The 21,603-nt window shown below is 58.9% G+C and carries 22 protein-coding genes; all 22 read right to left on the bottom strand.

The window, feature by feature from the left end:
* Nucleotides 1–49: 49 nt before the first annotated feature.
* The 22 genes from fliL to ACIQVE_RS06890 all read right to left on the bottom strand — a co-directional run bounded on the left by fliL (nucleotide 50) and on the right by ACIQVE_RS06890 (nucleotide 21,583).
* Complete coding sequence (gene fliL / locus ACIQVE_RS06995; RefSeq protein WP_150602913.1) at nucleotides 50–553, bottom strand: flagellar basal body-associated protein FliL; 504 nt, start codon at nucleotides 551–553, stop codon at nucleotides 50–52.
* 369 nt (nucleotides 554–922) lie between these two features.
* The gene (locus tag ACIQVE_RS06990; protein WP_402805998.1) at nucleotides 923–2,290 is read right to left on the bottom strand and encodes a flagellar hook-length control protein FliK; all 1,368 of its coding nucleotides are present in this window, start codon (nucleotides 2,288–2,290) and stop codon (nucleotides 923–925) included.
* A gap of 105 nt (nucleotides 2,291–2,395) precedes the next feature.
* Nucleotides 2,396–2,743, bottom strand: a complete 348-nt coding sequence (locus ACIQVE_RS06985; RefSeq protein ID WP_402805995.1) for an Hpt domain-containing protein — start codon at nucleotides 2,741–2,743, stop codon at nucleotides 2,396–2,398.
* Between the two features lie 31 nt (nucleotides 2,744–2,774).
* Nucleotides 2,775–4,478 carry a SpoIIE family protein phosphatase gene (locus ACIQVE_RS06980; RefSeq protein ID WP_402805993.1) on the bottom strand — a complete coding sequence of 568 codons (1,704 nt, stop codon included), beginning with the start codon at nucleotides 4,476–4,478 and terminating at the stop codon, nucleotides 2,775–2,777.
* A gap of 5 nt (nucleotides 4,479–4,483) precedes the next feature.
* Entirely contained in the window at nucleotides 4,484–4,789 is a 306-nt protein-coding gene (locus ACIQVE_RS06975) for an STAS domain-containing protein (protein ID WP_402805990.1), read from the bottom strand.
* Nucleotides 4,790–4,858: 69 nt separating this feature from the next.
* The gene (fliJ, locus tag ACIQVE_RS06970; protein WP_402805987.1) at nucleotides 4,859–5,308 is read right to left on the bottom strand and encodes a flagellar export protein FliJ; all 450 of its coding nucleotides are present in this window, start codon (nucleotides 5,306–5,308) and stop codon (nucleotides 4,859–4,861) included.
* A 6-nt stretch (nucleotides 5,309–5,314) separates the two neighbouring features.
* Nucleotides 5,315–6,673: a flagellar protein export ATPase FliI gene (gene fliI, locus ACIQVE_RS06965; RefSeq protein ID WP_402805984.1), complete on the bottom strand. Its 1,359-nt coding sequence runs from the start codon at nucleotides 6,671–6,673 to the stop codon at nucleotides 5,315–5,317.
* Entirely contained in the window at nucleotides 6,663–7,469 is an 807-nt protein-coding gene (gene fliH, locus ACIQVE_RS06960; RefSeq protein ID WP_402805981.1) for a flagellar assembly protein FliH, read from the bottom strand. Before fliH ends, fliI begins: the two co-directional genes overlap by 11 nt.
* A 4-nt stretch (nucleotides 7,470–7,473) precedes the next feature.
* Nucleotides 7,474–8,493: a flagellar motor switch protein FliG gene (fliG, locus tag ACIQVE_RS06955; RefSeq protein ID WP_402805978.1), complete on the bottom strand. Its 1,020-nt coding sequence runs from the start codon at nucleotides 8,491–8,493 to the stop codon at nucleotides 7,474–7,476.
* Nucleotides 8,486–10,273, bottom strand: a complete 1,788-nt coding sequence (gene fliF / locus ACIQVE_RS06950) for a flagellar basal-body MS-ring/collar protein FliF (protein ID WP_402805976.1) — start codon at nucleotides 10,271–10,273, stop codon at nucleotides 8,486–8,488. Before fliF ends, fliG begins: the two co-directional genes overlap by 8 nt.
* A gap of 15 nt (nucleotides 10,274–10,288) precedes the next feature.
* Nucleotides 10,289–10,618 carry a flagellar hook-basal body complex protein FliE gene (fliE, locus tag ACIQVE_RS06945; protein WP_402805973.1) on the bottom strand — a complete coding sequence of 110 codons (330 nt, stop codon included), beginning with the start codon at nucleotides 10,616–10,618 and terminating at the stop codon, nucleotides 10,289–10,291.
* Nucleotides 10,619–10,745: 127 nt separating this feature from the next.
* Complete coding sequence (locus ACIQVE_RS06940; RefSeq protein WP_402805970.1) at nucleotides 10,746–12,137, bottom strand: sigma-54-dependent transcriptional regulator; 1,392 nt, start codon at nucleotides 12,135–12,137, stop codon at nucleotides 10,746–10,748.
* A 5-nt stretch (nucleotides 12,138–12,142) separates the two neighbouring features.
* Nucleotides 12,143–13,354: a sensor histidine kinase gene (locus tag ACIQVE_RS06935; RefSeq protein ID WP_402805967.1), complete on the bottom strand. Its 1,212-nt coding sequence runs from the start codon at nucleotides 13,352–13,354 to the stop codon at nucleotides 12,143–12,145.
* Nucleotides 13,355–13,464: 110 nt separating this feature from the next.
* Nucleotides 13,465–14,940 carry a sigma-54 dependent transcriptional regulator gene (locus ACIQVE_RS06930; RefSeq protein WP_402805964.1) on the bottom strand — a complete coding sequence of 492 codons (1,476 nt, stop codon included), beginning with the start codon at nucleotides 14,938–14,940 and terminating at the stop codon, nucleotides 13,465–13,467.
* 172 nt (nucleotides 14,941–15,112) lie between these two features.
* Nucleotides 15,113–15,409, bottom strand: a complete 297-nt coding sequence (locus tag ACIQVE_RS06925) for a flagellar protein FliT (RefSeq protein ID WP_402805961.1) — start codon at nucleotides 15,407–15,409, stop codon at nucleotides 15,113–15,115.
* 10 nt (nucleotides 15,410–15,419) lie between these two features.
* Complete coding sequence (fliS, locus tag ACIQVE_RS06920; protein ID WP_402805958.1) at nucleotides 15,420–15,815, bottom strand: flagellar export chaperone FliS; 396 nt, start codon at nucleotides 15,813–15,815, stop codon at nucleotides 15,420–15,422.
* A gap of 130 nt (nucleotides 15,816–15,945) precedes the next feature.
* The gene (gene fliD, locus ACIQVE_RS06915) at nucleotides 15,946–17,409 is read right to left on the bottom strand and encodes a flagellar filament capping protein FliD (protein ID WP_402805955.1); all 1,464 of its coding nucleotides are present in this window, start codon (nucleotides 17,407–17,409) and stop codon (nucleotides 15,946–15,948) included.
* 82 nt (nucleotides 17,410–17,491) lie between these two features.
* On the bottom strand, nucleotides 17,492–17,848 hold the full coding sequence (locus ACIQVE_RS06910) for a flagellar protein FlaG (protein WP_402805952.1): 357 nt from the start codon (nucleotides 17,846–17,848) through the stop codon (nucleotides 17,492–17,494).
* Between the two features lie 73 nt (nucleotides 17,849–17,921).
* Nucleotides 17,922–18,773 (bottom strand): flagellin domain-containing protein, encoded by an 852-nt coding sequence (locus tag ACIQVE_RS06905; RefSeq protein ID WP_402805949.1) that lies wholly within the window; start codon nucleotides 18,771–18,773, stop codon nucleotides 17,922–17,924.
* A 243-nt stretch (nucleotides 18,774–19,016) separates the two neighbouring features.
* Nucleotides 19,017–19,283: a hypothetical protein gene (locus ACIQVE_RS06900; RefSeq protein WP_402805946.1), complete on the bottom strand. Its 267-nt coding sequence runs from the start codon at nucleotides 19,281–19,283 to the stop codon at nucleotides 19,017–19,019.
* Entirely contained in the window at nucleotides 19,280–20,569 is a 1,290-nt protein-coding gene (locus ACIQVE_RS06895; RefSeq protein WP_402805944.1) for a motility associated factor glycosyltransferase family protein, read from the bottom strand. Before ACIQVE_RS06895 ends, ACIQVE_RS06900 begins: the two co-directional genes overlap by 4 nt.
* An 87-nt stretch (nucleotides 20,570–20,656) precedes the next feature.
* Entirely contained in the window at nucleotides 20,657–21,583 is a 927-nt protein-coding gene (locus ACIQVE_RS06890) for a ketoacyl-ACP synthase III (protein WP_402805941.1), read from the bottom strand.
* Between the last annotated feature and the right edge of the window lie 20 nt (nucleotides 21,584–21,603).

Genomic DNA, 21,603 nt, shown 5'->3' with positions numbered 1-21,603 from the left:
CAGCGATTTCCTCCTGGGACAGCAGATCCTGCCCGGCCATGTCGTGTTCCTACTGCAGTACGAAATTAGTGAAAAGCAACTGTTCGATCACCACTTTGCCCAGCTCTTTCTGCGCCACTTCCTGCACGCTGGCCGTGGCCTTCTGGCGTAACATTTCCTGGCCGACCGGGGTCGCCAATGTTGCGAAGTCCTGACCGGAGAAGAGCATCACCAGGTTGTTGCGGATCACCGGCATGTGCACTTTCAGCGCTTCCAGATCGGCCTGGTTACGCGCCAGCATGGTGATGCTCACCTGCATGTAGCGCTGACGGCCGTTCTGGTTGTAGTTGGCGACAAAGGCTGGCGCCATCGGCTCGAAAATCGCCGGCTGCTTGCCGACCGGCGCAGCTTCGGCGGCATCGGCAGGCTTGCTCTGAGCGCTGTGCATGAAGAACCAGGTCGCCCCCACGGACGCACCAATGGCCAACAACAACGCCAGCACGATCACTATGATCAGCTTGAGTTTGCCTTTGGTTGCGGGGTCTTTTACTGCTGCTGTTTCGCTCTTCGCCATGCCAATAATCCGTCACTATTCGGGTTTTCACAGTCGCACGGCAAGGCAAGAGCAAGTGTTATGCCAGAAGTGTCGGAGGTCGCAGAGACAAGCGAAAGTCAGAAGCCACCCTCACCCCAGCCCTCTCCCGGAGGGAGAGGGGGCCGACCGAGTTGTCTTGCGTCAAACGTCGACCTGAAATACCGAGTCGATTATGAATTCGGGGCAAAAACAGTCAGGTCGGCGAACGCCAAAAGGATTCAGCGCAAAAGGTCGGCAACCGTCGAACGGATTCAGTGCAGAACGATCAGGTCGGCGAACAGCCTGAACATCCCCCGATCAGTCCCCTCTCCCGCCGGGAGAGGGCTAGGGTGAGGGGCTCTTGATCAATCACGCGTAATAGTCGACAGCGCTGCTGCCAATTACGCTGGTGGTTTGAACGGCTGCTTCAGCAACAGCGGCAGCCGCCAATTCTTCATCCGCCGAATCAAGGCGTCCACCGTCAGTGCTGGTGCGACCGCTCTGGCCTTGTTGCGCCTGCTCCTGACCTTGCTGGCCCTGCCAGCCACGGTTCTGGTCGGACACGTTGACGTCGACCTGCCCCATGCCCTGCTGGTTGAACATCTCACGCAGGCGATGCATCTGCCCATCGAGCGCTTCACGCACACTCGGGTGCGCGCTCATGAACGTCACCTGGGTCTGCTGGTCAGGAACCATGTTCACGCGGATATCCAGACGACCCAATTCGGCTGGCTGCAACTGAATGTCGGCCGCCTTCAGATTGACGCTCGACAGATACATGACGCGGTTGACCACTTCTTCGGTCCAGCCACTCTGATGCATGGCAATCGGTTGATTGACCGGCACAGCGTTCGCGGTCTTCGGCGTAGCGGCCTGGGTCAACGCCGCCAGTCGGTTGGCGAAGTCATCGACGCGGGTATCGCTGGTGGCAGACTTGAGGTCTTTGAGGCCGTCATCGAGCAGGCCGCTGAAGGCTTTTTCGCCGCCCTGGCTGGTGCTGTCCTTGCCGGTCTGCACGTCGAGCATGCTCGCCATGCCCGCAGCAAAATTTTGAGCCGAGGTCAATTCACCGTCGGCCTGAGCCTGCGCAGGCGCAGCTTTCGGCTGCGCTTGGCTGGCGGCGGAAATATGACCGCCCTGCTCCATCGCCATACGCACGGCAGGTAGCGAGTCGAGCGGGTCGGCCGAAGGATCGAAATCACTGTCGGCGCTGACCGCCGGGTCTTTGACCACACTCGGCAGCACGGCCACTGCCGGGGTTTCGGCTTTCGCCGGGGTGGCCGCGTCTACCACCGGAGCCGCTACCACGGGCGCCGTCACGGTCGGCTGCACGACGGCAGCCAACGCTGGATCCAGCGCTGGGTCAACCACAGCGGCGTCGGCCACCGGAGTCTGCGCGGTATCAACGGTTTCGTCGCTGGCAGCCTTGTCGTCGCTCGTTGCCGTTTGATCAGCAGGCAACGCCTTGCCGCTATCGGCAACCGTCGGCTCGGGAGCGGCAGACTGATCGGTGCCGACGTCCTTTTTGCCGCTGGTATCCGCCACCTTGTCGCGTGTCGCTTTCACCGAATTGTCAGCAGAGACGGCAGGCTTGCTCGCGCCCTGGTCGGCGAACACTTGAGCGAAGCTTGAAGCCTTGTCCCCGGCGTCTGCGGCCACTGCCGACGTTTTGGCAGAGGCGGCTTGAGCCTTGGCCTGGGCAGCGCTTTGAAGAAGAATATTGGGGGTCGCAGGCATGAAACGGTCTCCGCTGCACTGGGATCGTAGGTACAGTTACGGAGTTATTAGCAAGTGCCGGGCCAGGTTGGCCAGGCACTTGCGAAAAGCGCCGGACGGCAGGATTCAATGAAGGGTTACGTGCTTGAGCTCGTTTTCGTAAACAGGACGCACATCAGCAAACTCGCCGCTGATTTCAGCCACCAGTTTGACGTTTTCTGCCGGGGTCTTGTTTTTTGCGTCGGATTCAAGCTCTTGGCACAGCGCTGCCAGTCGAACAGCACCCATATTGCTGGCGCTGCCCTTGAAGCTGTGAGCAACGTCCGATAAAACCTTGGCATCAGCAGTCTTTTGCAGCTCATGCAAACGGCTTTCGGAATCGCTCAGGAAGGTATCCAGCAGGTCCGGATAACCGCCTTCCATCACTTCGCGCAAGGTATCCAGTACCTCGCGATCAACTTGTTTATCTGCCACTTGTTCACTCCTTGATCAAGAATTGCGCCGATTATGCCTCAACCTCCCAGAAAAACTCCACGTGGGCACTACGACCTTCGTCCGACCAACTGGCGTTGTGCCCCAATTGACGGACTACGCTGACACCACGCCCCGACAAACGGACACCGTCCAGCGGTCGCTCCATCACCCGCGCAACATCAAAGCCTTTGCCGCTGTCGTCGACACGAATGACCAGACAACCGCCCGCTCCTTGCGGCCTGACCTGCAACTGCACACGCACATAGCCGTCCTGCAGGGCCTCAAGACGCGCGTTGCGCTGTTCATAATAGAGGGCAAATCCTGCGGCATCGCGTTTGAGACTGGAATCGAGCCCCAACACCCCGTGCTCCAGCGCATTGGAATACAACTCGGCGAGCACGCTATACAACGCGCCGCTTTGCGTGCGCAGCCCATGCACTTCCAAAAGCAACTGCAAAAGGTAGGGCAACGGGTTGTAACGCTTGAGCGTGGTGCCACGAAATTCGAAGCTCACCGACCAGTCCAAAGGGCTCGATTGGCCGCTGTCGGAATACACCGGCACCGTCGGTTGAACCCGCGCCGGGTCCAGCAGGCTGACCTCGACCATGCTCACATCGTCGCGAGCCTCGCCGCGAAAATCGCGCAGCGCCCGCTCGATATCCTCGAACAGCCGATCCGGCTCGCGATTGGCGGCAAAGACTTGCTGTAAACGCTCGACGCCGAACAGTTGATCGTTGGCGTCACTGGTGTCGATCACCCCGTCGGACAACAGAAACACCCGGTCACCGACGGCCATCGGATGTACTTGCGTACAGTCATCAAATGCCTGCGGGCTGAGCACACCCAGCGGCAGATGCCGTGCGCTCAACGGTACACGTTCGCCGCTGTCGATACGGTGCAGATAGCCATCAGGCATGCCGCCGTTCCACACCTCGACCGAGCACCGTTGAAAACTCAGGCACAGCAGCGTCGCGCAGCAAAACATGTCTACCGGCAAAATGCGTTTGAGCTTGGCGTTCATTTCGCGCAGGGTTTCGGACAAGCCGTAACCCTTGGCTGTCATGCCATAAAACACTTCCGCCAAGGGCATCGCCCCTACTGCGGCCGGTAAGCCGTGCCCGGTAAAATCGCCGAGCAGCACATGCATATCGCCCGCCGGCGTATAGGCGGCAAGTAACAGATCGCCGTTGAACAGCGCGTAGGGCGATTGCAGATAACGGATATTGGGCGCACTCAAGCAACCCGAGTGCGCGACCTTGTCGAATACCGCTTTGGCGACGCGTTGTTCGTTGAGCAGGTAGTCGTGATGTTTGGCGATCAGGTCGCGCTGATGCAGCACCGTGGCCTGCAAGCGACGCAAACGATCCATCGCCTTGATTTTGGCGGCGAGTATCACCTGGTTGTAGGGCTTCGCCAGAAAGTCGTCACCGCCAGCCTCCAGACAGCGCGCCAGCGCTTCACTTTCAGTAAGCGAGGTCAGAAAGATGATCGGCACCAGGGTTTCACCGGCCAGCGCCTTGATTTGCCGCGCGGCTTCGAAGCCGTCCATCACCGGCATCATCGCGTCCATCAACACCAGACTGGGGAGCTGGCGACGAAAGATATCGACGGCTTCGCTACCATTGGCCGCCGTCAACACTTCATGGCCCTGACGGCGGACGATGGTCGACAGCAGCAACCGGTCGGCGGCACTGTCTTCGGCGATCAGGATCGTCAGCGGCTCTTGTGCCTGCATGGCCGTCAACTGATGTCGAAGAGTTTGTCGAAGTTGGAGATAGCGAGGATCTTGCGCACGTCGGAGTTAGAGTTGACGACGCGAATATTTGATTCGTCGCCGCCGGCATGATCACGCAAAAGCAGCAGCATCCCGAGAGCGGAGCTGTCGAGGTAGGTGGTTTCTTTCAGATTAAGTTCGTAGGAATTCGGTTTTGGCTCGACTCTCTCGTAGGAGTTGCGAAACTCCTGATGCTTCCCGAAATCGAAGCGCCCCTTGACCGAAATCGTCAGTTTTTTCCCATCCTGCGAGACTGCTGTAACGACTGACATTGACTGGCTTCCTTGTCATTGACGAACGTGTACAAGGTTTAGCACCTGAGAGGGGTTGGGGCAAGGTGCTTAAAAAGGATCGTGACGGGGTAGGCGCTGGGACAACTCATCCAGCAACTTCTGCTCGCGCTTGTCTTCAAGGCGTTGCGCCTCTTCTCGGTAACGCTGCACCAGCTTGCGCAGGCCTTCGACCTTGGCGAACGCCTGCTGCCATTCGTCACGCGCCTTCTCGAGATTGTTCTGGTGCCAAACCAGGCTCTGGCGCTGTTGATCAACGGCGGTATCGAGTTGCGCGAGAAACCCCTGAAACCCGAGCAGCCATTGCCCGCTCACGCCCGTGCTGCCGCGTACGATCCACTGCTCGGAGTAATCCAGACGAAAGGCGTTCAGGTCGGCGAGTTTGCTTTCAGCAACCTTGACCTGGCCCTGAAAGTAACCCAGGCGCTGCACGGCGGTTTTCTCGGCCTGTTCGGCCATGTCCACCACCGGCGCCAGGCGCGCGGCTCGGCTGACGGCCATAAACGGTTACCCGCCCGCCGCAGGGGCGAACAGGGTTTCGAGATACGCCTGGCTTTCGCCCATGTTGATTTTGTCGTTCAGGCCTTGACGCTGGTACCTGACCAACTGCGCTTGCAGGGAAATCGCCAGGTCGGTCTCGCGGTCGCCACCGGCGACGTAGGCACCGACGCTGATCAAGTCGCGACTCTGCTGATAACGCGACCACAGCTGCTTGAAATATTGCGCGCGCTGCATGTGTTCCGCCGAGACCACCGCCGGCATTACCCGGCTGATCGACGCTTCGATATCGATGGCCGGATAGTGCCCTTCCTCGGCCAGACGCCGTGACAGCACGATGTGCCCATCGAGCACGCCCCGCGCCGAGTCGGCAATCGGATCCTGCTGGTCGTCGCCTTCGGACAATACGGTGTAGAACGCGGTGATCGAACCCCCGCCCTTCTCCGCATTACCGGCGCGTTCCACCAGTTTCGGCAGTTTGGCAAACACCGACGGCGGATAACCCTTGGTCGCTGGCGGTTCGCCGATGGCCAAGGCGATTTCCCGCTGGGCCTGGGCGAAACGGGTCAGCGAATCCATCAGCAACAGGACGTTCTTGCCCTTGTCGCGAAAATACTCGGCGATCCGGGTGCAGTACATCGCCGCGCGCAAACGCATCAATGGTGCGTCGTCCGCAGGCGACGCGACGACCACCGAACGCTTGAGGCCTTCTTCGCCGAGGCTGTGCTCGATGAATTCCTTGACCTCGCGACCCCGCTCACCGATCAGGCCGACGACGATAATGTCGGCCTCGGTGAAGCGGGTCATCATGCCCAGCAACACCGATTTACCGACACCGGTACCGGCGAACAAACCCAGACGCTGGCCACGACCGACCGTCAGCAAACCATTGATACAACGGATGCCGACGTCCAGCGGTACGCTGATCGGGTCACGGTTGAGCGGGTTGATCGTCGGGCCGTCCATCGGCACCCAGTCTTCGGCTTTCATGCCGCCCTTGCCGTCCAGCGCACGACCGGCGCCATCGAGCACACGACCGAGCATGCTCATGCCCATCGGCAAACGGCCTGTATCGGCCAAAGGCACCACGCGGGCGCCCGGCGCGATACCGGCAACGCTGCCGACCGGCATCAGAAAGACTTTGCTACCGGAGAAGCCCATGACTTCCGCTTCCACCTGCGAAGGATGGTAGCTGTCATCGTTGATCACCAGGCAGCGCGTGCCCATGGCGGCGCGCAGGCCTTCGGCTTCCAGCGTGAGGCCGACCATGCGCAGCAGGCGACCTTCAAGAATCGGCGCGCCGGCAATTTCGGTGGCCTCGGCGTAAGTGCTCAGGCGCTTGGCGAAACTGGTGCGTTCAAGGCGCATCAGGGTCGTCCGCGAGCGGCTCGTCTGGGGCAGTCGCCGGTTTGACGTCTTCGGCGATGTCCAGGCTCAAGTCCGGCTCGGCCGGGTGCAGGGCCTGTTCGTGCAACTGATCGAACAGTTTGTCCATGACCTGCGTCACACGCGATTCAATGCTTGCATCGATGCGGCTGTGCGCCGTTTCAACCCGACAACCGCCCGGCATCAGCGCTTCGTCCTCGACAATGCGCCAGGTTTCTTCGTGACGTTCGCGCAAGGCTTTGGCCTGTTCGAAGTCCTGCGGATTGACGAACAGACGGACATTGTCGACACCCAGCGGCAACAGCTTGAGGGCGTCGCGCATGACGTGTTCGATCTGGCTCGAGTCGATGGCCAGCTCGCGCTTGATCACCTGCTTGGTGATGTGCTGAACGAGGTCGACCAGTGATTTTTCGATCTGCGTATCTTGCTCGGCGATGGGCTCGAACAGGTTCGCCATCAATTGCTCAAGGCTGGCCAGTTTCGCTGCCAAAGCCACTTCGGCCTCTTGGCGCACCTTCAGCGTGGTGCTGTGAAAACCTTCTTTTTCGCCGGTCGCGAAGCCTTCGTTATAAGCCTCCTGACGGATGCTTTCGAGTTCTTCCAAGGTCAGCGGCTGGACTTCTTCCAGCGGCACTTCTTCCATTTCCGGCGGTTCAGGCTCGGGCGCCGGCTCAGGTTCCGGTTTTGGCGGATCGAAGCTTGGCAACGCCCAGGACTCGAAACCGCGGACATCGCGGGCACGGATCAGATCCGTCACATCGTCGTCGTGCTTGTCCATGGGCTTAGATCATTTCCTCGCCACCCTTGCCACCGAGCACGATTTCTCCGGCTTCGGCCATACGGCGGGCGATGGTGAGGATTTCCTTCTGCGCGGTTTCGACGTCGCTGACGCGCACCGGGCCTTTGGCCTCGAGGTCGTCGCGCAGCAGTTCGGCGGCACGTTTGGACATGTTCTTGAAGATCTTCTCTTTGACGCCTTCGTCCGAACCCTTGAGGGCCAGTACCAACACGTCGGAGGACACTTCGCGCAATAGCGCCTGAATACCGCGGTCGTCGACATCGGCGAGGTTGTTGAACACGAACATGAGGTCTTCGATCTGACCGGACAGGTCTTCGTCGACTTCGCGGATCGAGTCCATGAGCTGGCCTTCGATCGAGCTGTCGAGGAAGTTCATGATGTCGGCCGCGCGCTTGATGCCACCCAGGGTGGTGCGCGAGGCATTCGAGTTGCCGGAGAACTGCTTCTCGAGAATCTGGTTGAGTTCTTTCAATGCCGCCGGTTGCACGGTGTTCAACGACGAGACGCGCAGGATGATGTCCAGACGCACCTTGTGGTCGAAATTGCCGAGCACTTCACCGGCCTGATCCGGGTCGAGGTACGCGACCACGATCGCTTGAATCTGCGGGTGTTCGTAACGGATCACGTCGGCAACGGCGCGCGGTTCCATCCATTTCAGGCTGTCGAGACCGCTGGTGTTGCCACCGAGCAGGATGCGGTCGATCAGGCCGTTGGCCTTGTCTTCGCCCAATGCCTGGGTGAGCATTTTGCGTACGTAGTCGTCGGAACCGACGCCCAGGCTGGTCTGGTCGCCGACGATGTCGACGAACTCGCTCATGACCTGTTCGACTTGCTCACGATGGACGTTGCCCATCTGGGCCATGGCCACACCCACTCGCTGAACCTCTTTCGGGCCCATGTGGCGCAGCACTTGCGCAGCATCGGTCGAGCCAAGGGACAGCAGCAGAATCGCGGCTTTGTCGACCTTGGTCAGTTTAGCGATTGCGGCTCGGTTATCACTCATCTGCGTTAATCCACTCTTTCACGACCTGAGCCACACGACCCGGATCTTCAGCCACCAGGCTCTTGATTGCATTCAGTTGCGCGTCATAACCCTCGCTCGGGCTCGGCAACAGAATGCTCTGCGGGCCACCGAGGCTCACGCGGTCGTTGGAAAGTTCGCCGTCCAGGCCGCCCATGCCACCGAGTTCCACGTCGCTGCCCAAACCGGCCAGCTCCTTGCCTTTGCCGCCGCCGGTGATGTTGTTGAGCACCGGACGCAGCACACCAAACACCAGCACCAGGATGAACAACACACCCAGCACTTGTTTGACGATGTCCCAGAACCATGGCTGGGAGTAGAACGGAATTTCGGCAATCACTTCACCGCGTTCGGCGGAGAACGGCATGTTGATCACGCTGACGCTGTCGCCACGGCTGGCATCGAAGCCGACCGCGTCCTGCACCAGACGCGTGAAGCGCCCCAATTCGTCGGCGGTCCACGGCGCGCGGGTGGTTTCACCGTTGGCCGCGTTGACCTTGACCTGATCGTCGACTACCACAGACACCGACAGGCGATTCAGGCGACCCTGCTGCTGTTTGGTGTGGCTGATGGAACGATCAAGCTCGAAGTTCTTGGTGGACTGTTGACGCTTGTCTGCCGGGTATGGCGCGAGCATCGGCTGACCGGTGGCCGGGTCCATGATCTGCTGGCCGTTGGCGTCAACCAATGGCTGACCTGGCTGCACCATGGCGGCCGGAGCGGCTGCACCCGCAGTGGTTTGCGGCGCCGAAGCCGGCGACGGTGGCTGGTTGCTCAAGGCACCCGGCACACCTTGCGGGCCATTGCTGGCGGTGCGTTGTTCGTTCACCGACTGCTCGCTGCGCAACGCCGGTTGATCCGGGTTGAACTGTTCGGCAGTGGACTCGACAGCATTGAAATCGATATCGGCCGAGACTTCAGCCTTGTAGCGATCGTTGCCCAGTACAGGTTGCAGAATATTGTGTACGCGCTGGGTCAGCATGCTTTCCATGCGGCGGCTGTAATCGAACTGCTTGCCGGCCATGGTCATTTCGGAGTTTTCCGCCTGATCAGAGAGCAGATTGCCCTTCTGGTCGACGACGGTGATCTGCGATTTGCTCAATTCTGGAACGGAAGTCGCCACCAGATTGATGATCGCCACTACCTGACCGGGCTCCAGCGAACGACCGGAGTACAGCTCCACCAGAACCGAAGCGCTCGGCTTGCGCTCATCACGCACGAACACCGAACTCTTCGGGATCGCCAGGTGCACGCGGGCACCCTTGACGTTGTTCAGGCTGGAGATGGTTCGCGCCAGTTCACCTTCGAGGCCGCGACGATAACGTGTCGCTTCCATGAACTGGCTGGTGCCCAGCCCCTGTTCCTTGTCGAGGATTTCAAAACCGATGTTGCCGTCGCTGGGAGTGACACCAGCGGCTGCGAGCTTGAGCCGCGCACGGGACAAGTCATCGGCCTTGACCAGCAAGGCACCGGAGTTCGGTTCGACGGTGTAAGGAATGTCTGCTGCGGCCAGGGTTTCCATGACCTGTTTGGCGTCCAGACCGGCAAGGCTGCCGTACAACGGACGGTAATCCGGCTGCTGCGACCACAGCACCACGGCAAAGCCGATCGCCACGCTCGCAGCCAGGCCGACCAACAGGCCCACCTGACGCAGCACGGTCATCTGGGAGAGGTTTTCCAGGAAGGACAAGCCGAACAGCGGCGGTTTGCCGTCTATCGGGGTGGCCTTGGCCGGAACGTTATCGGCGACTGCTTCTGCCATGACTCAATCTCGTCCTTAAACCGGCATCTGCATGATGTCTTGGTAAGCCTGAACCAGTTTGTTGCGCACCTGGGTCAGAGCCTGGAACGACACGCTGGCTTTTTGCGAAGCGATCATCACGTCCGTCAGATCGACGCCGCTTTTGCCCACCTCAAATGCGTTGGCCAACTGAGTCGACGCCTGCTGGGTACCGCTGACTTTGTTGATCGCCTGACCGAGCATGTCGGAAAAACTGCTGCCCGCCAGTTCAGGGACAGCGGCAGTCGATTTGGGCGCAGACATGGCGTCTATTTTCATAGCCTTCATGTCCATCATCAATCGATTGAATTCAATACCTTGGCTCATGGTCTACTCTCTTGGGCGGCCCGCAATTTTTTGACACTCACTCGGCGGGTTCACAGGTATTAGCAACAAGGGTGCCAGCTCAAGGCCGGCCCTTTCAGAAAAGCGTGTTCAAACATTGCGCCAGCGATCAAGTGGCGAACAGATAACCTTCGACGTCCATCCCCGCATCACGCATTTGCGCCAGCTTGTAGCGCAGGGTGCGCGGGCTGATGCCAAGTTTTTCCGCCGCTTCCTTGCGTCGGCCGCGCTCGCTGCGCAGGGTGTCGATGATCATCTGAAACTCCCGGCGGCGCAGGTCATCACCCAAGGCACCGGCCGAATCCGCATCGATTTCGATTTCACGAATCACTGCGGGCGTCGGTGCTGACACAGGCAATGCAGCAAACATCGCTGGCCCCGCCAGACAGAAATCCTGCGGCTGGATCACGCCCCCCTGCTGCAGGATCAACGCACGCTGAATCGCGTTATCCAGCTCACGCACATTGCCCGGCCATGGGTACGCGGTCAGGCATGCTTGCGCCTCAGGCGAAAGTTTCGCCGCGGCATGCTTCATTTTATTGACGTGTTTGGCCAGCAACCGCTCAGCCAGCGGCAAGATATCGGCAGTGCGCTCGCGAAGTGGACGCCACGCCAGGGGGAAAACCGATAGACGGTAGAAAAGGTCTTCACGAAAGCGCCCCGCCGCCACTTCTGCGGCCAGATCCCGATTGGTCGTGGCGACCACACGGATATCCAAGGTAATTGGTTTGCGCCCACCGACCCGTTCGACTTCACGCTCTTGCAACACTCGCAGCAGTTTGGCCTGCAGGCCGAGGGGCATTTCGGAAATTTCGTCGAGCAGAATGGTGCCGCCATCAGCCTGTTCGAACTTGCCGGGCTGCGCAGCAATGGCGCCGGTGAACGAGCCTTTCTCGTGACCGAACAGCGTGGCCTCGAGCATGTTGTCGGGGATCGCGGCGCAGTTGATTGCAATGAACGGTTGAGCGGCGCGATGGGATTGCTGATGAATGTAGCGCGCCAGCACTTCCTTGCCGGTACCGGACTCGCCGGAGATCAACACCGTGGAATCACTGCGGGCAACTCGCGCCGACAGCTCGAGAAGCTGAGCACTGGCCGGCTCGACTGCAATCGGGCCTTCGACATCCGTTGCACCGATGCTGCCCAGCGCATGTCGCGACACCAGATCGAGCAAGGCCTTGGGCTCGAACGGCTTGACCAGATAATCCGCAGCACCTTGACGCATTGCATCGACGGCGCGCTCGACGGCACCGTGGGCAGTCATCAGTAACACCGGCAACTGCGGCTGACGCGCACGCAGCAGCGAGAGCAATTGATGACCATCCATACCGGGCATGTTGACGTCGCTGACCACCAGACTGAACGCTTCGCGCGCCACCGCCGTCAACGCCTCTTCAGCGCTGCCGACCGCGTGATAATCATGGCCGGCCAACAGCAACGTGTCGGCCAGCGCTTCGCGCAAAGAACGGTCATCTTCGACCAGCAAAACCTTGATGCCCATGTCTTTTACTCAGCTCCGTGTACAGCGCAAAACAGCGGCAGGCTCACCTGCGCGCACGTGCCGCGCCCGACTCGCGAACGCAGCTGCAATTCTCCCTGATGTGCTCGCGCCACTGCTTTGACCACGGTCAGGCCCAGGCCGGTGCCGGTAACTTTGGTCGTAAAAAAAGGCTCGCCGAGCCGCGCCAGCACCGCAGGTTCGATCCCGCTGCCGGTATCGCTGACACATAGACGCAGGGTGTTGTCGCGGGTGTAGCAATGCACCTTCAAGCGCACCTCGCCGGCGCTGGCCTGGATCGCGTTTTCGATCAGATTCAAAAGCGCTCCGACCAACGTGTCACGATTGCACAGCAACTCGCCGGCATGGCTGTCGCACTGCCAGCGAATCGGCAGATCCTGTACGTGGGTCAGCGCCGCAGCTTGCAGCGCCTGCATCAAGGCATTGGGCGTGAGGCGATCAGTCAGCGGCAATTCGCCGCGAGCGAAGACCAGCATGTCGCGCACCTGATGCTCCAGTTCGTGCAGCCGCTCTTTGAGACGCCCGGCGAAACGTTGCTGGGTGGCGACCGGCAGCTCCTGCTCAGTCAAATGACTGGCGTAGAGCAAAGCGGCAGACAACGGCGTGCGGATCTGATGAGCCAGCGAAGCAACCATTCGTCCCAGCGACGACAGCCGTTCGTGCCGCGCCAGTTGATCTTGCAGATGACGGGTTTCTGTCAGGTCGTTGAGCAACACCAATTGCCCAGGCTCAGCATCCAGCGAGCGCGTGGAAATCGACAGGCGCCGACCGTTTTTCAAGGAAATTTCGTGACCGTCGTCTTCACGCGGGGCGAAGCAGCGGGCGATGACATGGCGCCACAACTCGCCCTCCAGCGGCAGAGCGAGCAAGTCGATGGCGGCAGGATTGGCTTCGCGCACGATGCCGTGACCGTCAATCACGATGACGCCACCGGGCAACAGATCAAGGAGGTTTTGCAGACGGTTGGCCAGACGTTCTTTTTCCGCCAGTTCCTGCATGCGCTGGGCACTGACCACGGCCAGCTCACCCTTGAGCTCGGTGACCCGTGCTTCCAGCATGCTGTAGGAATCAGTCAGCTGACTCGACATCTGGTTGAACAGCTCGAATGCCTGCTCAAGACCCTGGCGGCTTGTCTGCTCTACGGACGAGGGTTGCCCCTCGGGATTGGAGGCAGAAGAGATCTGGGCGACTTGGGGCATTGTGCTCTCTCGCTTGGCTGACCGTCAGTTAAACGGAACGTTGCGAGGGATGTAGCAATACCCGTGCCTAAAAAAAACTGCTTATAAATGAAGGAGTTGAAAAACAGGCGTCAATCATCTGCCTGTTCGTCGCCATCGCGCCGGCTCATGCCGTACTTGCGCATCTTCTCCACCAGCGTGGTACGACGAATACGCAAGCGCTCTGCCGCACGCGCCACAATGCCATTGGCATCGTCCAGCGCCTGTTGAATCAGGCCTTGCTCAAGACCACCGAGATAGTCCTTCAGGTCCAGACCTTCGGGCGGCAACATGGCGTTGGCGGTGAAGTCCGGCGTATGGCCGTTGATGGCCACGCGCTCTTCGAGATCGCTGCGCAGGCTGTCGACCAATTGCTCGTCTTCGTCGTCGACGTAGCGGAATTTCTTCGGCAACTCGACCACGCCAATCACCCCGTACGGATGCATGATCGCCATGCGCTCCACCAGGTTGGCCAGTTCGCGGACGTTGCCCGGCCAGCCGTGACGGCACAGCGACATGATCGCCGCCGAGTTGAAACGGATCGAACCGCGCTTTTCGTGCTCCATGCGCGAGATCAGTTCGTTCATCAGCAGCGGGATGTCTTCGACACGCTCACGCAGCGGCGCCATCTCGATCGGGAACACGTTCAGACGATAGTAGAGGTCTTCGCGGAATGTGCCGATCTCGATCATGCTTTCGAGATTCTTGTGGGTCGCGGCGATGATGCGCACGTCGACGCTCTGGGTCTTGTTGCTGCCCACGCGTTCGAAGGTACGCTCTTGCAGCACGCGCAGCAGTTTGACCTGCATCGGCAGCGGCATATCGCCAATTTCGTCGAGGAACAGCGTACCGCCGTTGGCCAGTTCGAAGCGACCGGCACGACTGGTGATGGCGCCAGTGAAGGCGCCCTTCTCGTGGCCGAACAATTCACTTTCCAGCAACTCGGCCGGGATCGCCCCGCAGTTGACGGGTACGAATGGCCCGTCGCGGCGCTTGGAGTGGTAATGCAGGTTGCGCGCAACCACTTCCTTGCCGGTGCCGGACTCGCCGAGGATCAGCACGCTGGCATCGGTGTCGGCCACTTGCTGCATCATCTGACGCACGTGCTGAATCGCCCGGCTAGTACCGACGAGGCTGCGGAACAGATTGGGTTCGCGATGACGGCCGCGCTCTCGGGCCTGGTCGTACATCTCGCGATAGACCTGGGCACGGTGCAGGGAGTCGAGCAATTTGCTGTAGCTGGGCGGCATTTCAAGGGTCGAAAGCACTCGGCGACGCTGGTCTTCAGGCAAGTCAACGGAAGAATTATCGCCCATCAACAAAACCGGAAGGAACTCATCCCAGGTTGAGAGTGTCTTTAACAAGCCCAAAAGCGCACCAGGAGCATTTACAGTCCCGATCAGTACGCAAATGACCTCACGACTAGACGACAAAGAGCCGACTGCCTGCTGCCAGTCATGGCTGCCGCAGGGTAAATTTTCTTCGCCGAGAAAATTTAGAATCACCGCCAGGTCGCGGCGGCGAACGCTATCGTCATCGATCAGCAGAATTTTGGTTTCACGCCACATGCAATAGCAACTTCCCTAGTCAACTCAATGCCCGAAAAATGGGGCAAGCGAGACGCTTGCAGGACACCATGTGCCTGTAGACGCCTGAAATCTGAAAACAGCCACTAGTTAAGTCAAAAAACCGTGCACAGTCAAATTTATGGCGCACATGTTTGGATTAACTGGAGGTTAATTAGCCAAACAGATGGTAAACCTTTGCCGCCTTCTGCGCTTGGGTGATCTGCGACATCTCGTTGGCTATCGCCTGCCGCTCACCCATGGCCACCTCAAGAAGCTCTTTGTAGACGTGGAGCAACTCCTCAAGGTTGTCGCGCAACGCGACCTCATCCATCGAAGCCTCACTCAAGACGTCTTCCATGCAGGAACGGCAAGCCAGATCCAACTCGCCAATGGCCTCCCAATTGCGCTCGGCCAAGGCACCGACCAACGCTTCACGGGTATCGGCAATTCGCTGCAATACAAGACTCATGGTGATCTCCTTAAAACTGGGGGCCTGATGGAGCGATGCCGTCCCAGCCTTCCTTTACGGTGCGCAGCAGACCGGCAACTTCGTCGAGAATACGCGGATCACTCTTGACGTTGGCCTCAGCGAGTCGCTTCATCATGTAGATGTAAAGCTGGTTGAGCTCACCCACCGAATCGGCACTGTTCTCCAGATCCAAGCCTTCACACAGGCCGCCGATGATGCCAACGGCCTTGCTGATGGCTGTGCACTTGGCAGAAATATCCTTGCGTTCGATGGCGCCTTTGGCCTGAGCGATGCGCTCCAGGCCACCTTCCATCAACATTTGCACCAGACGGTGCGGGCTCGCTTCGGACGTCTGCGCGTGTGCGCCGACTTTCTGATATTGCCGAAGGGCTAACATTGGATTCATGCTCTACCTCATTGCCACAATGACTCGTATAACCAGTGTATCGCCAACGAATCACAGAACTTTAGATCAAAAAGACAAAAACCCGGCGCACGCCGATAAAGCGTAGCCGGGTTTTTGTCGTGTTTGCGTGTTACTTCGCGGATTGCTGAGCGTTCAGCGTGCTAAAGAATGACGTGATGTTGCTGGCTGTGGCCTTCATCTGCCCTACCAGCAAGTCCATGGCGTTGTATTTGGCAGTCAACACCTTGGTCAGGTTGGCGACACGCACGTCCAACGCCACTTGCTGGTTGGTCAGGCTGCGTGTGTTCTTGGTGAGGATGGCCATGCGCTGATCAAGCAAACTGGTGCCGAGTTTATCATTCGCTGGCGGATTGAGGTACGGATCCACCGCTTTGCTCATACGCGCCAACAGACCATTGGTGTCGTCGGTACCCGTGAACAATTGCTGGACCTGACCCGTCATGCCTGGCTGATCCATGGTCTTGGTGAAGGCGGCGGTATCAAACTTCAGGTTACCGGTGTTGCGGTCGGTCATCACACCCAGTTGGGACAGTACGGCCAACGGACCGCCAGCACCCGTTGCCGTCAACTCGGCACGAACGCTGGCAATCAGCGAGCGCGGCATCGCATCGCCAGTGAACGCCGCTTGCACGGTCAGCTTGCCATCTTCGTCCGGCGTCGCCTTGGACAAGGTATCGATGGTAGTTTTCAACGTGTTGTAAGCGTCGACAAACGACTGAATCGATGCCTGCAGCCCCTTGGTGTTGGCATCCACGCCAATAACAGTCGGGGTGCCCGCCGCTGGCGCGCCAGCGCTGACCGTTGTCAGATTCAGGGTCAGGCCACTGATTGCACCGGTCACCGTGTTGCTCTTGCTGGTGACCTGAAGGCCGTCGATGGTCAACTTGGCATTTTGTGCGACGCCGTTGACGGCGCCCGCAGCACCTGGTGCAGGGTTAGACCCCAGCGGCTGGGTGCCATCGATTTCCAGACCGGCAATACCGCTAACGGTGAGGTCAGAGCCTTCGCCGGTCTTGTTCGAACTGATCACCAGACGCGAAGCACCGGTGCTGTCGGTCACAATGTTGGCGGAGATGCCGTTGGCGCCCTGAGCCTTGTTGATGGCGTCACGGGTGGTCTGCAAAGTGGCGTTGGCCGGGATGTCGACGTTGTAATCAGTGCCATTCTGACTGATTTTCAAGGTACCAGTCGGAATGGCACTGGCGGCGCCGCCGGCGAAGGAGGCACTGGCGATTTTCGAGCCGGTGGCCAGCTGGTTCACGACAACGCTGTAATTACCCGAAACCGCGGTGCTATCGGCGGTGGCGTTCAGAACGGCGGTATTGGCCGAAGTCGCAGTGAAGCCGGCAAACGCAGGATTGGTCTTGCTACCCAGATTGTTCATCGCCGTCTGGAACGCGGTCAGCGCGCTTTTCAACGAACCGACACCGGAAATCTTCAGTGTGTTGGCTTTGGTCGCGGTATCGATTTGCGTCTGCTTGGGTGCCTTGTCGGCATTGACCAGCGCAGTAACGATCGCCCCGATGTCCAGGCCGGAACCCAGTCCGGAACCCGGTAGAATTGGACTTGCCATGTGCATCTCCCTTCAGATTGTTGCCATTCTTTTGACCGTTACACGCATCTTGAGAACGTACAAACATTATTCATGCCAGCTATCAGGCCTTGGCGTCGAACAACACGTGACTTGCGTTGGCGAGGCTGTCTGCCAGCTTGAGGGCTTCTGCGGAGGGAATCTGTCGAACGATTTCACCCGTCTCGCTTGCGATCACCTTGACGATGACCTTCCCGGAATGCTCATCGATAGAGAACTCCAGATTGCGCTTGATCGATTGAACAAACTTCTCGATCTCCTGCACTGCCAGTTTCAACTTGGCATCGTCCGTATCCTGACTCTTGGCAGCGACCGGAGCTTGAGCCTTGGTAACTTCAGGCGTCTCTGACGGTTTGTCAGCAACCGGCGTTACTGGCTTGGGAGCCGGATAAGACAGGTTAAGCTTGACGCTCATGTCCATGCTCATCACCTCCTGACGTAAAAAGGCGAGAGAGCACGACTAGCGCACTCCCCCGCCCAAACTTGTTCCGAAATTACTGAAGCAGTTTCAGTACAGCGGAAGGCAGTTGGTTGGCTTGAGCCAGAACGGAGGTCGAAGCCTGCTGCAGAGTTTGCTGCTTGGTCAGGTTAGCAGTTTCTGCGGCGAAGTCGGTGTCTTGTACACGACCCTGTGCAGCAGTGGTGTTTTCAACGATGTTCTGCAGGTTGGAGATGGTGCTGGTCAGACGGTTTTGCGAAGCACCCAGGCTGGCACGGGTATCACCGATCGCAGCGATAGCAGCGTCGATTGCAGTGATAGCGTTGTCGATGTTGGTACCAGCGGTTGCAACGTCAGCACCGGTCAGAGCCAGAGTGCCTTTGTCTACGGACAGGCTCACGGCGTCGAACTTGGAGCTCAGTACCAGGTCGATGTGGTTGGCAGTACCGGTGTTTGCGCCAACTTGCAGAGTCACAGTACCAGCCGAACCGTCCAGCAGGTTTTTGCCGTTCAGGTTGGTGGAAGCAGCGATACGGCTGATTTCGTCGGACATGTCGGCGAATTCAAGGTTGGTTGCTTTCTGGTCAGCAGTGCCGTTGGTGCCGGTACGTGCTTTAACAGCCAGTTCACGCATACGCTGCAGGATGTCGGTAGTCGCTTGCAGAGCGCCTTCAGCGGTCTGGGCAACGGAGATACCGTCGTTGGCGTTCTGGATAGCCTGGTTGCCACCGCGGATTTGCGATTGCATACGGGTGGAGATCTGCAGGCCAGCGGCGTCGTCTTTAGCGCTGTTGATTTTCAGGCCGGAAGACAGGCGCTGCATCGAAGTCGACAGAGCGTCAGAAGCTTTGTTCAGGTTTTTCTGAACGTTCAACGATGTGGTGTTGGTGTTTACTGTTAAAGCCATGACGAATTCCTCGTTGGTTGGGTACTGCGGCTTCCGGCCCTGGCAACCGCCGGGTATGGCCTAGAGAACCTTCGTAATAGTTATCGTCGGGAATGCAGGTTGCTTGAGGGCTTTTTAAAAAATATTTGCCATCACCCTGCCACCCCAGAGAAAACAAAGGCTTAGCCGCCCCTCACTTTCGAAAAAATGACGCCATTAAACCGACCACTGCGCAAACCTGCGGGCCAGCGCGGTTGCCCGCCTTCAGGCCGGCACCGTTTGCAGCAGTTCGATCAGTTCGTACTCCATATAGTCGGCGAGCCCCAACCAATCCTGGCGCTCCTGACAATCGAGCATTTGCGTCAGCAACTGTGCCCACACCTGCCGGGTATCCGCAGGCGCGAACTGCAGCAATCGCTGCGCACTCTCAAAGACGTCGACCATGTTTAGCGCTGCCTCGACATCACGTCCCATTCGAAACAGGCCCGCGCACTGACGGCACTCATTGATGCATTGCGCCATCACCGTCATTGCACAAACTCCTGATTGAACCGCGTCCCGGCAATTAGCGCGCCCGCTCTGCTGCTATTGAAAAACTCAACTTGGGGATGGGCGGCGATATAGCGTTCGAGAACGCATAAATAGCCGCGAAAGTTGAGTTGGGTGCTGACGCGCTGGCCATTCCCGTCACGCACCCAATGCCGTGCCTGATGCACACTCGGCCCAAGCTCACCGTCATTCCAGCCAGCATGGGTCTTGTTCATCGGGAAGGCGAAGTCGGCGCCGAACAGGGTGATGCGCGTCGCGCCCAGTTTCACGGCCAAGTCTACCGCCGGGTGAATCACACTGCCGCCGACATGCAGTTCGCCTCGCGGATATGCCTCGCGCAATGCGGCATAAACCGGGCTTGCGGAATAGCCGCCGTAGCGCTTGCCCTTCCAGGCGCGCAAAACCTCGGGATCGCTCATGGGCAGGTACACCAGAGGAATACCTTCGGACTCTTCAAATGGCAGATGACGGAAGCTGATGAGCTGATCAATGCTCACCACCAGATCAGGCGCGATCCCGTGTTCACGTAGCGGCCGATAGGCCGTGTCGACACAGATGAACAATGGCCGATCCGCTTGCTGACGCAGCGCTGCCAACCGCTCGAAATGCCCCTCCAGGGTCGGCCCTGTGGCAATCACGTAGACCTCTCGGTCGGTGCAAGTGCCGAACAGTTGCGCCACATCGTCATCGCCGAGCAACACCGGTAAGCAATCTTGCAAGCGCTGCTGAATGACCGGCGACTGCGGATCGAATTCACGATTGTTGAAAGTCAGGTGCACTTCACTGACCAGTCGATCACGGATCTTTGCGTTGAAGTCATCGGCCAGCAGCATCTCGGTCGGCAGGGCAAAAAACGGCGTGCAGATGTCAGACAGATCACCGGCGTAAAACAGCTCCACGCGCGGATCCTCCAGCCACTGACGCTGATCGAGCAACTGCACGACCAGCGCAAACAACGCGCCATTGAGGATATGCACGTACAACCGCTCAAGTCCGGCGCGCTCCAGCAACACCGCAGGCAAATCGCCGAGGCCGGTGCCGTAGACATGCAATTGCGCTTTATCCACCAGGCTGGCTGCCTGAACACGGGCTTCATGATTGCGGTCATGGCGACTGGTGAGTTGAACGCCATTGACGCTCAGGGTCGAGCCCAGCCCCTGAATCAAGTCGGCTTGAACCGCCGCACTGTCTTCGGCCATCAAGCGTTCGAACAGCACCGGCCAGCGCCGCTGAAGGACTTCGGCGTTGGCTTGGAAAAACTCGCTCATGGCGCCTCGCGCTCCGTTTCAGGCAAAAAAATAGCGTTCAAGGTTAACCTTGAACGCTATTTTTGTATCCGCCGTTTTTAATCAGGCTCAGGGGCGAAAGATGATCGCCGAGCCCCACGACAGACCGACACCGAAACCACTGAGCGCAACGCGCTGCCAGGCGGAATCGAGTACGTGTTTTTCCAATAGCAGCGGAATACTCGACGACACGGTGTTGCCAGTCTCGACCATGTCCTTGATGAACTTCTCAGGCTCGCCTTCAAAGCGCCGCGCCACGGCATCGACAATCGCCGCACTGCCCTGGTGAATGCAGAACGCATCGATGTCATCAGCCTTGAGGCCAGAATCATCAAGCAACTCGTGCAAGTGCGCCGGGACTTTGAGCAGCGCGAAGTTGAACACCTGACGACCGTTCATGAAGAACACGCCATCGGTGACTTTCAGGTGTGGCGCGCCGGAACCGTCGGTGCCGAACTTGGCCTTACCCAGCGCCCAGGTCGGATCCTCACCCATCCAGGTTGCAGTGGCGGCATCACCGAACAGCATGGTGGTGTTGCGATCTTCCGGGTCAACGATTTTCGAATACGGGTCAGCGGTAATCAGCAGGCCGTTCTTCAGGCCTGCGGCTTCCATGAAGCCCTTGATCGCGTAGATGCCGTAGACGTAACCGGAGCAGCCCAGGGAAATATCGAACGCGGCGACAGTGGTCGGCAAACCGAGCTTGTCCTGCACGATAGCTGCGGTGTGTGGCAGGCCTTCTTCATCACCGTTCTGGGTGACGACGATCAAGGCATCGATCGATTCACGCTTCAGTTCAGGGTTGCTGGCAAACAGCGCATTGGCCGCTTCCACGCACAGATCGGAAGTTTCCTGTTCAGCATCTTTGCGAGGCAGGAACGCCGAGCCAATCTTGCCAAGGATGAAGTCTTCATCCTTCTCGAATTTTGCACCTTGTGCGTAATTGTCCACGCCGGCTACAGGAACGTAGCTCGCAATGCTTTTTATGCCAATCATTACGGCTTCCCAATAAAAAA

The sequence above is a fragment of the Pseudomonas sp. NPDC098747 genome (genome assembly GCF_044760045.1).
GTDB lineage: Bacteria > Pseudomonadota > Gammaproteobacteria > Pseudomonadales > Pseudomonadaceae > Aquipseudomonas.
This window is presented reverse-complemented; position numbering and strand designations above follow the sequence as displayed.

Excerpts from the sequence above, each read along its gene's own strand:
- fliL (WP_150602913.1), bottom strand. The coding sequence starts at position 553 with ATGGCGAAGAGCGAAACAGCAGCAGTAAAAGACCCCGCAACCAAAGGC.
- ACIQVE_RS06990 (WP_402805998.1), bottom strand. The coding sequence starts at position 2,290 with ATGCCTGCGACCCCCAATATTCTTCTTCAAAGCGCTGCCCAGGCCAAG.
- ACIQVE_RS06980 (WP_402805993.1), bottom strand. The coding sequence starts at position 4,478 with ATGCAGGCACAAGAGCCGCTGACGATCCTGATCGCCGAAGACAGTGCC.
- ACIQVE_RS06975 (WP_402805990.1), bottom strand. The coding sequence starts at position 4,789 with ATGTCAGTCGTTACAGCAGTCTCGCAGGATGGGAAAAAACTGACGATT.
- fliJ (WP_402805987.1), bottom strand. The coding sequence starts at position 5,308 with ATGGCCGTCAGCCGAGCCGCGCGCCTGGCGCCGGTGGTGGACATGGCC.
- fliI (WP_402805984.1), bottom strand. The coding sequence starts at position 6,673 with ATGCGCCTTGAACGCACCAGTTTCGCCAAGCGCCTGAGCACTTACGCC.
- fliH (WP_402805981.1), bottom strand. The coding sequence starts at position 7,469 with ATGGACAAGCACGACGACGATGTGACGGATCTGATCCGTGCCCGCGAT.
- fliG (WP_402805978.1), bottom strand. The coding sequence starts at position 8,493 with ATGAGTGATAACCGAGCCGCAATCGCTAAACTGACCAAGGTCGACAAA.
- fliF (WP_402805976.1), bottom strand. The coding sequence starts at position 10,273 with ATGGCAGAAGCAGTCGCCGATAACGTTCCGGCCAAGGCCACCCCGATA.
- fliE (WP_402805973.1), bottom strand. The coding sequence starts at position 10,618 with ATGAGCCAAGGTATTGAATTCAATCGATTGATGATGGACATGAAGGCT.
- ACIQVE_RS06940 (WP_402805970.1), bottom strand. The coding sequence starts at position 12,137 with ATGGGCATCAAGGTTTTGCTGGTCGAAGATGACCGTTCTTTGCGCGAA.
- ACIQVE_RS06935 (WP_402805967.1), bottom strand. The coding sequence starts at position 13,354 with ATGCCCCAAGTCGCCCAGATCTCTTCTGCCTCCAATCCCGAGGGGCAA.
- ACIQVE_RS06930 (WP_402805964.1), bottom strand. The coding sequence starts at position 14,940 with ATGTGGCGTGAAACCAAAATTCTGCTGATCGATGACGATAGCGTTCGC.
- ACIQVE_RS06925 (WP_402805961.1), bottom strand. The coding sequence starts at position 15,409 with ATGAGTCTTGTATTGCAGCGAATTGCCGATACCCGTGAAGCGTTGGTC.
- fliS (WP_402805958.1), bottom strand. The coding sequence starts at position 15,815 with ATGAATCCAATGTTAGCCCTTCGGCAATATCAGAAAGTCGGCGCACAC.
- fliD (WP_402805955.1), bottom strand. The coding sequence starts at position 17,409 with ATGGCAAGTCCAATTCTACCGGGTTCCGGACTGGGTTCCGGCCTGGAC.
- ACIQVE_RS06910 (WP_402805952.1), bottom strand. The coding sequence starts at position 17,848 with ATGGACATGAGCGTCAAGCTTAACCTGTCTTATCCGGCTCCCAAGCCA.
- ACIQVE_RS06905 (WP_402805949.1), bottom strand. The coding sequence starts at position 18,773 with ATGGCTTTAACAGTAAACACCAACACCACATCGTTGAACGTTCAGAAA.
- ACIQVE_RS06900 (WP_402805946.1), bottom strand. The coding sequence starts at position 19,283 with ATGACGGTGATGGCGCAATGCATCAATGAGTGCCGTCAGTGCGCGGGC.
- ACIQVE_RS06895 (WP_402805944.1), bottom strand. The coding sequence starts at position 20,569 with ATGAGCGAGTTTTTCCAAGCCAACGCCGAAGTCCTTCAGCGGCGCTGG.
- ACIQVE_RS06890 (WP_402805941.1), bottom strand. The coding sequence starts at position 21,583 with ATGATTGGCATAAAAAGCATTGCGAGCTACGTTCCTGTAGCCGGCGTG.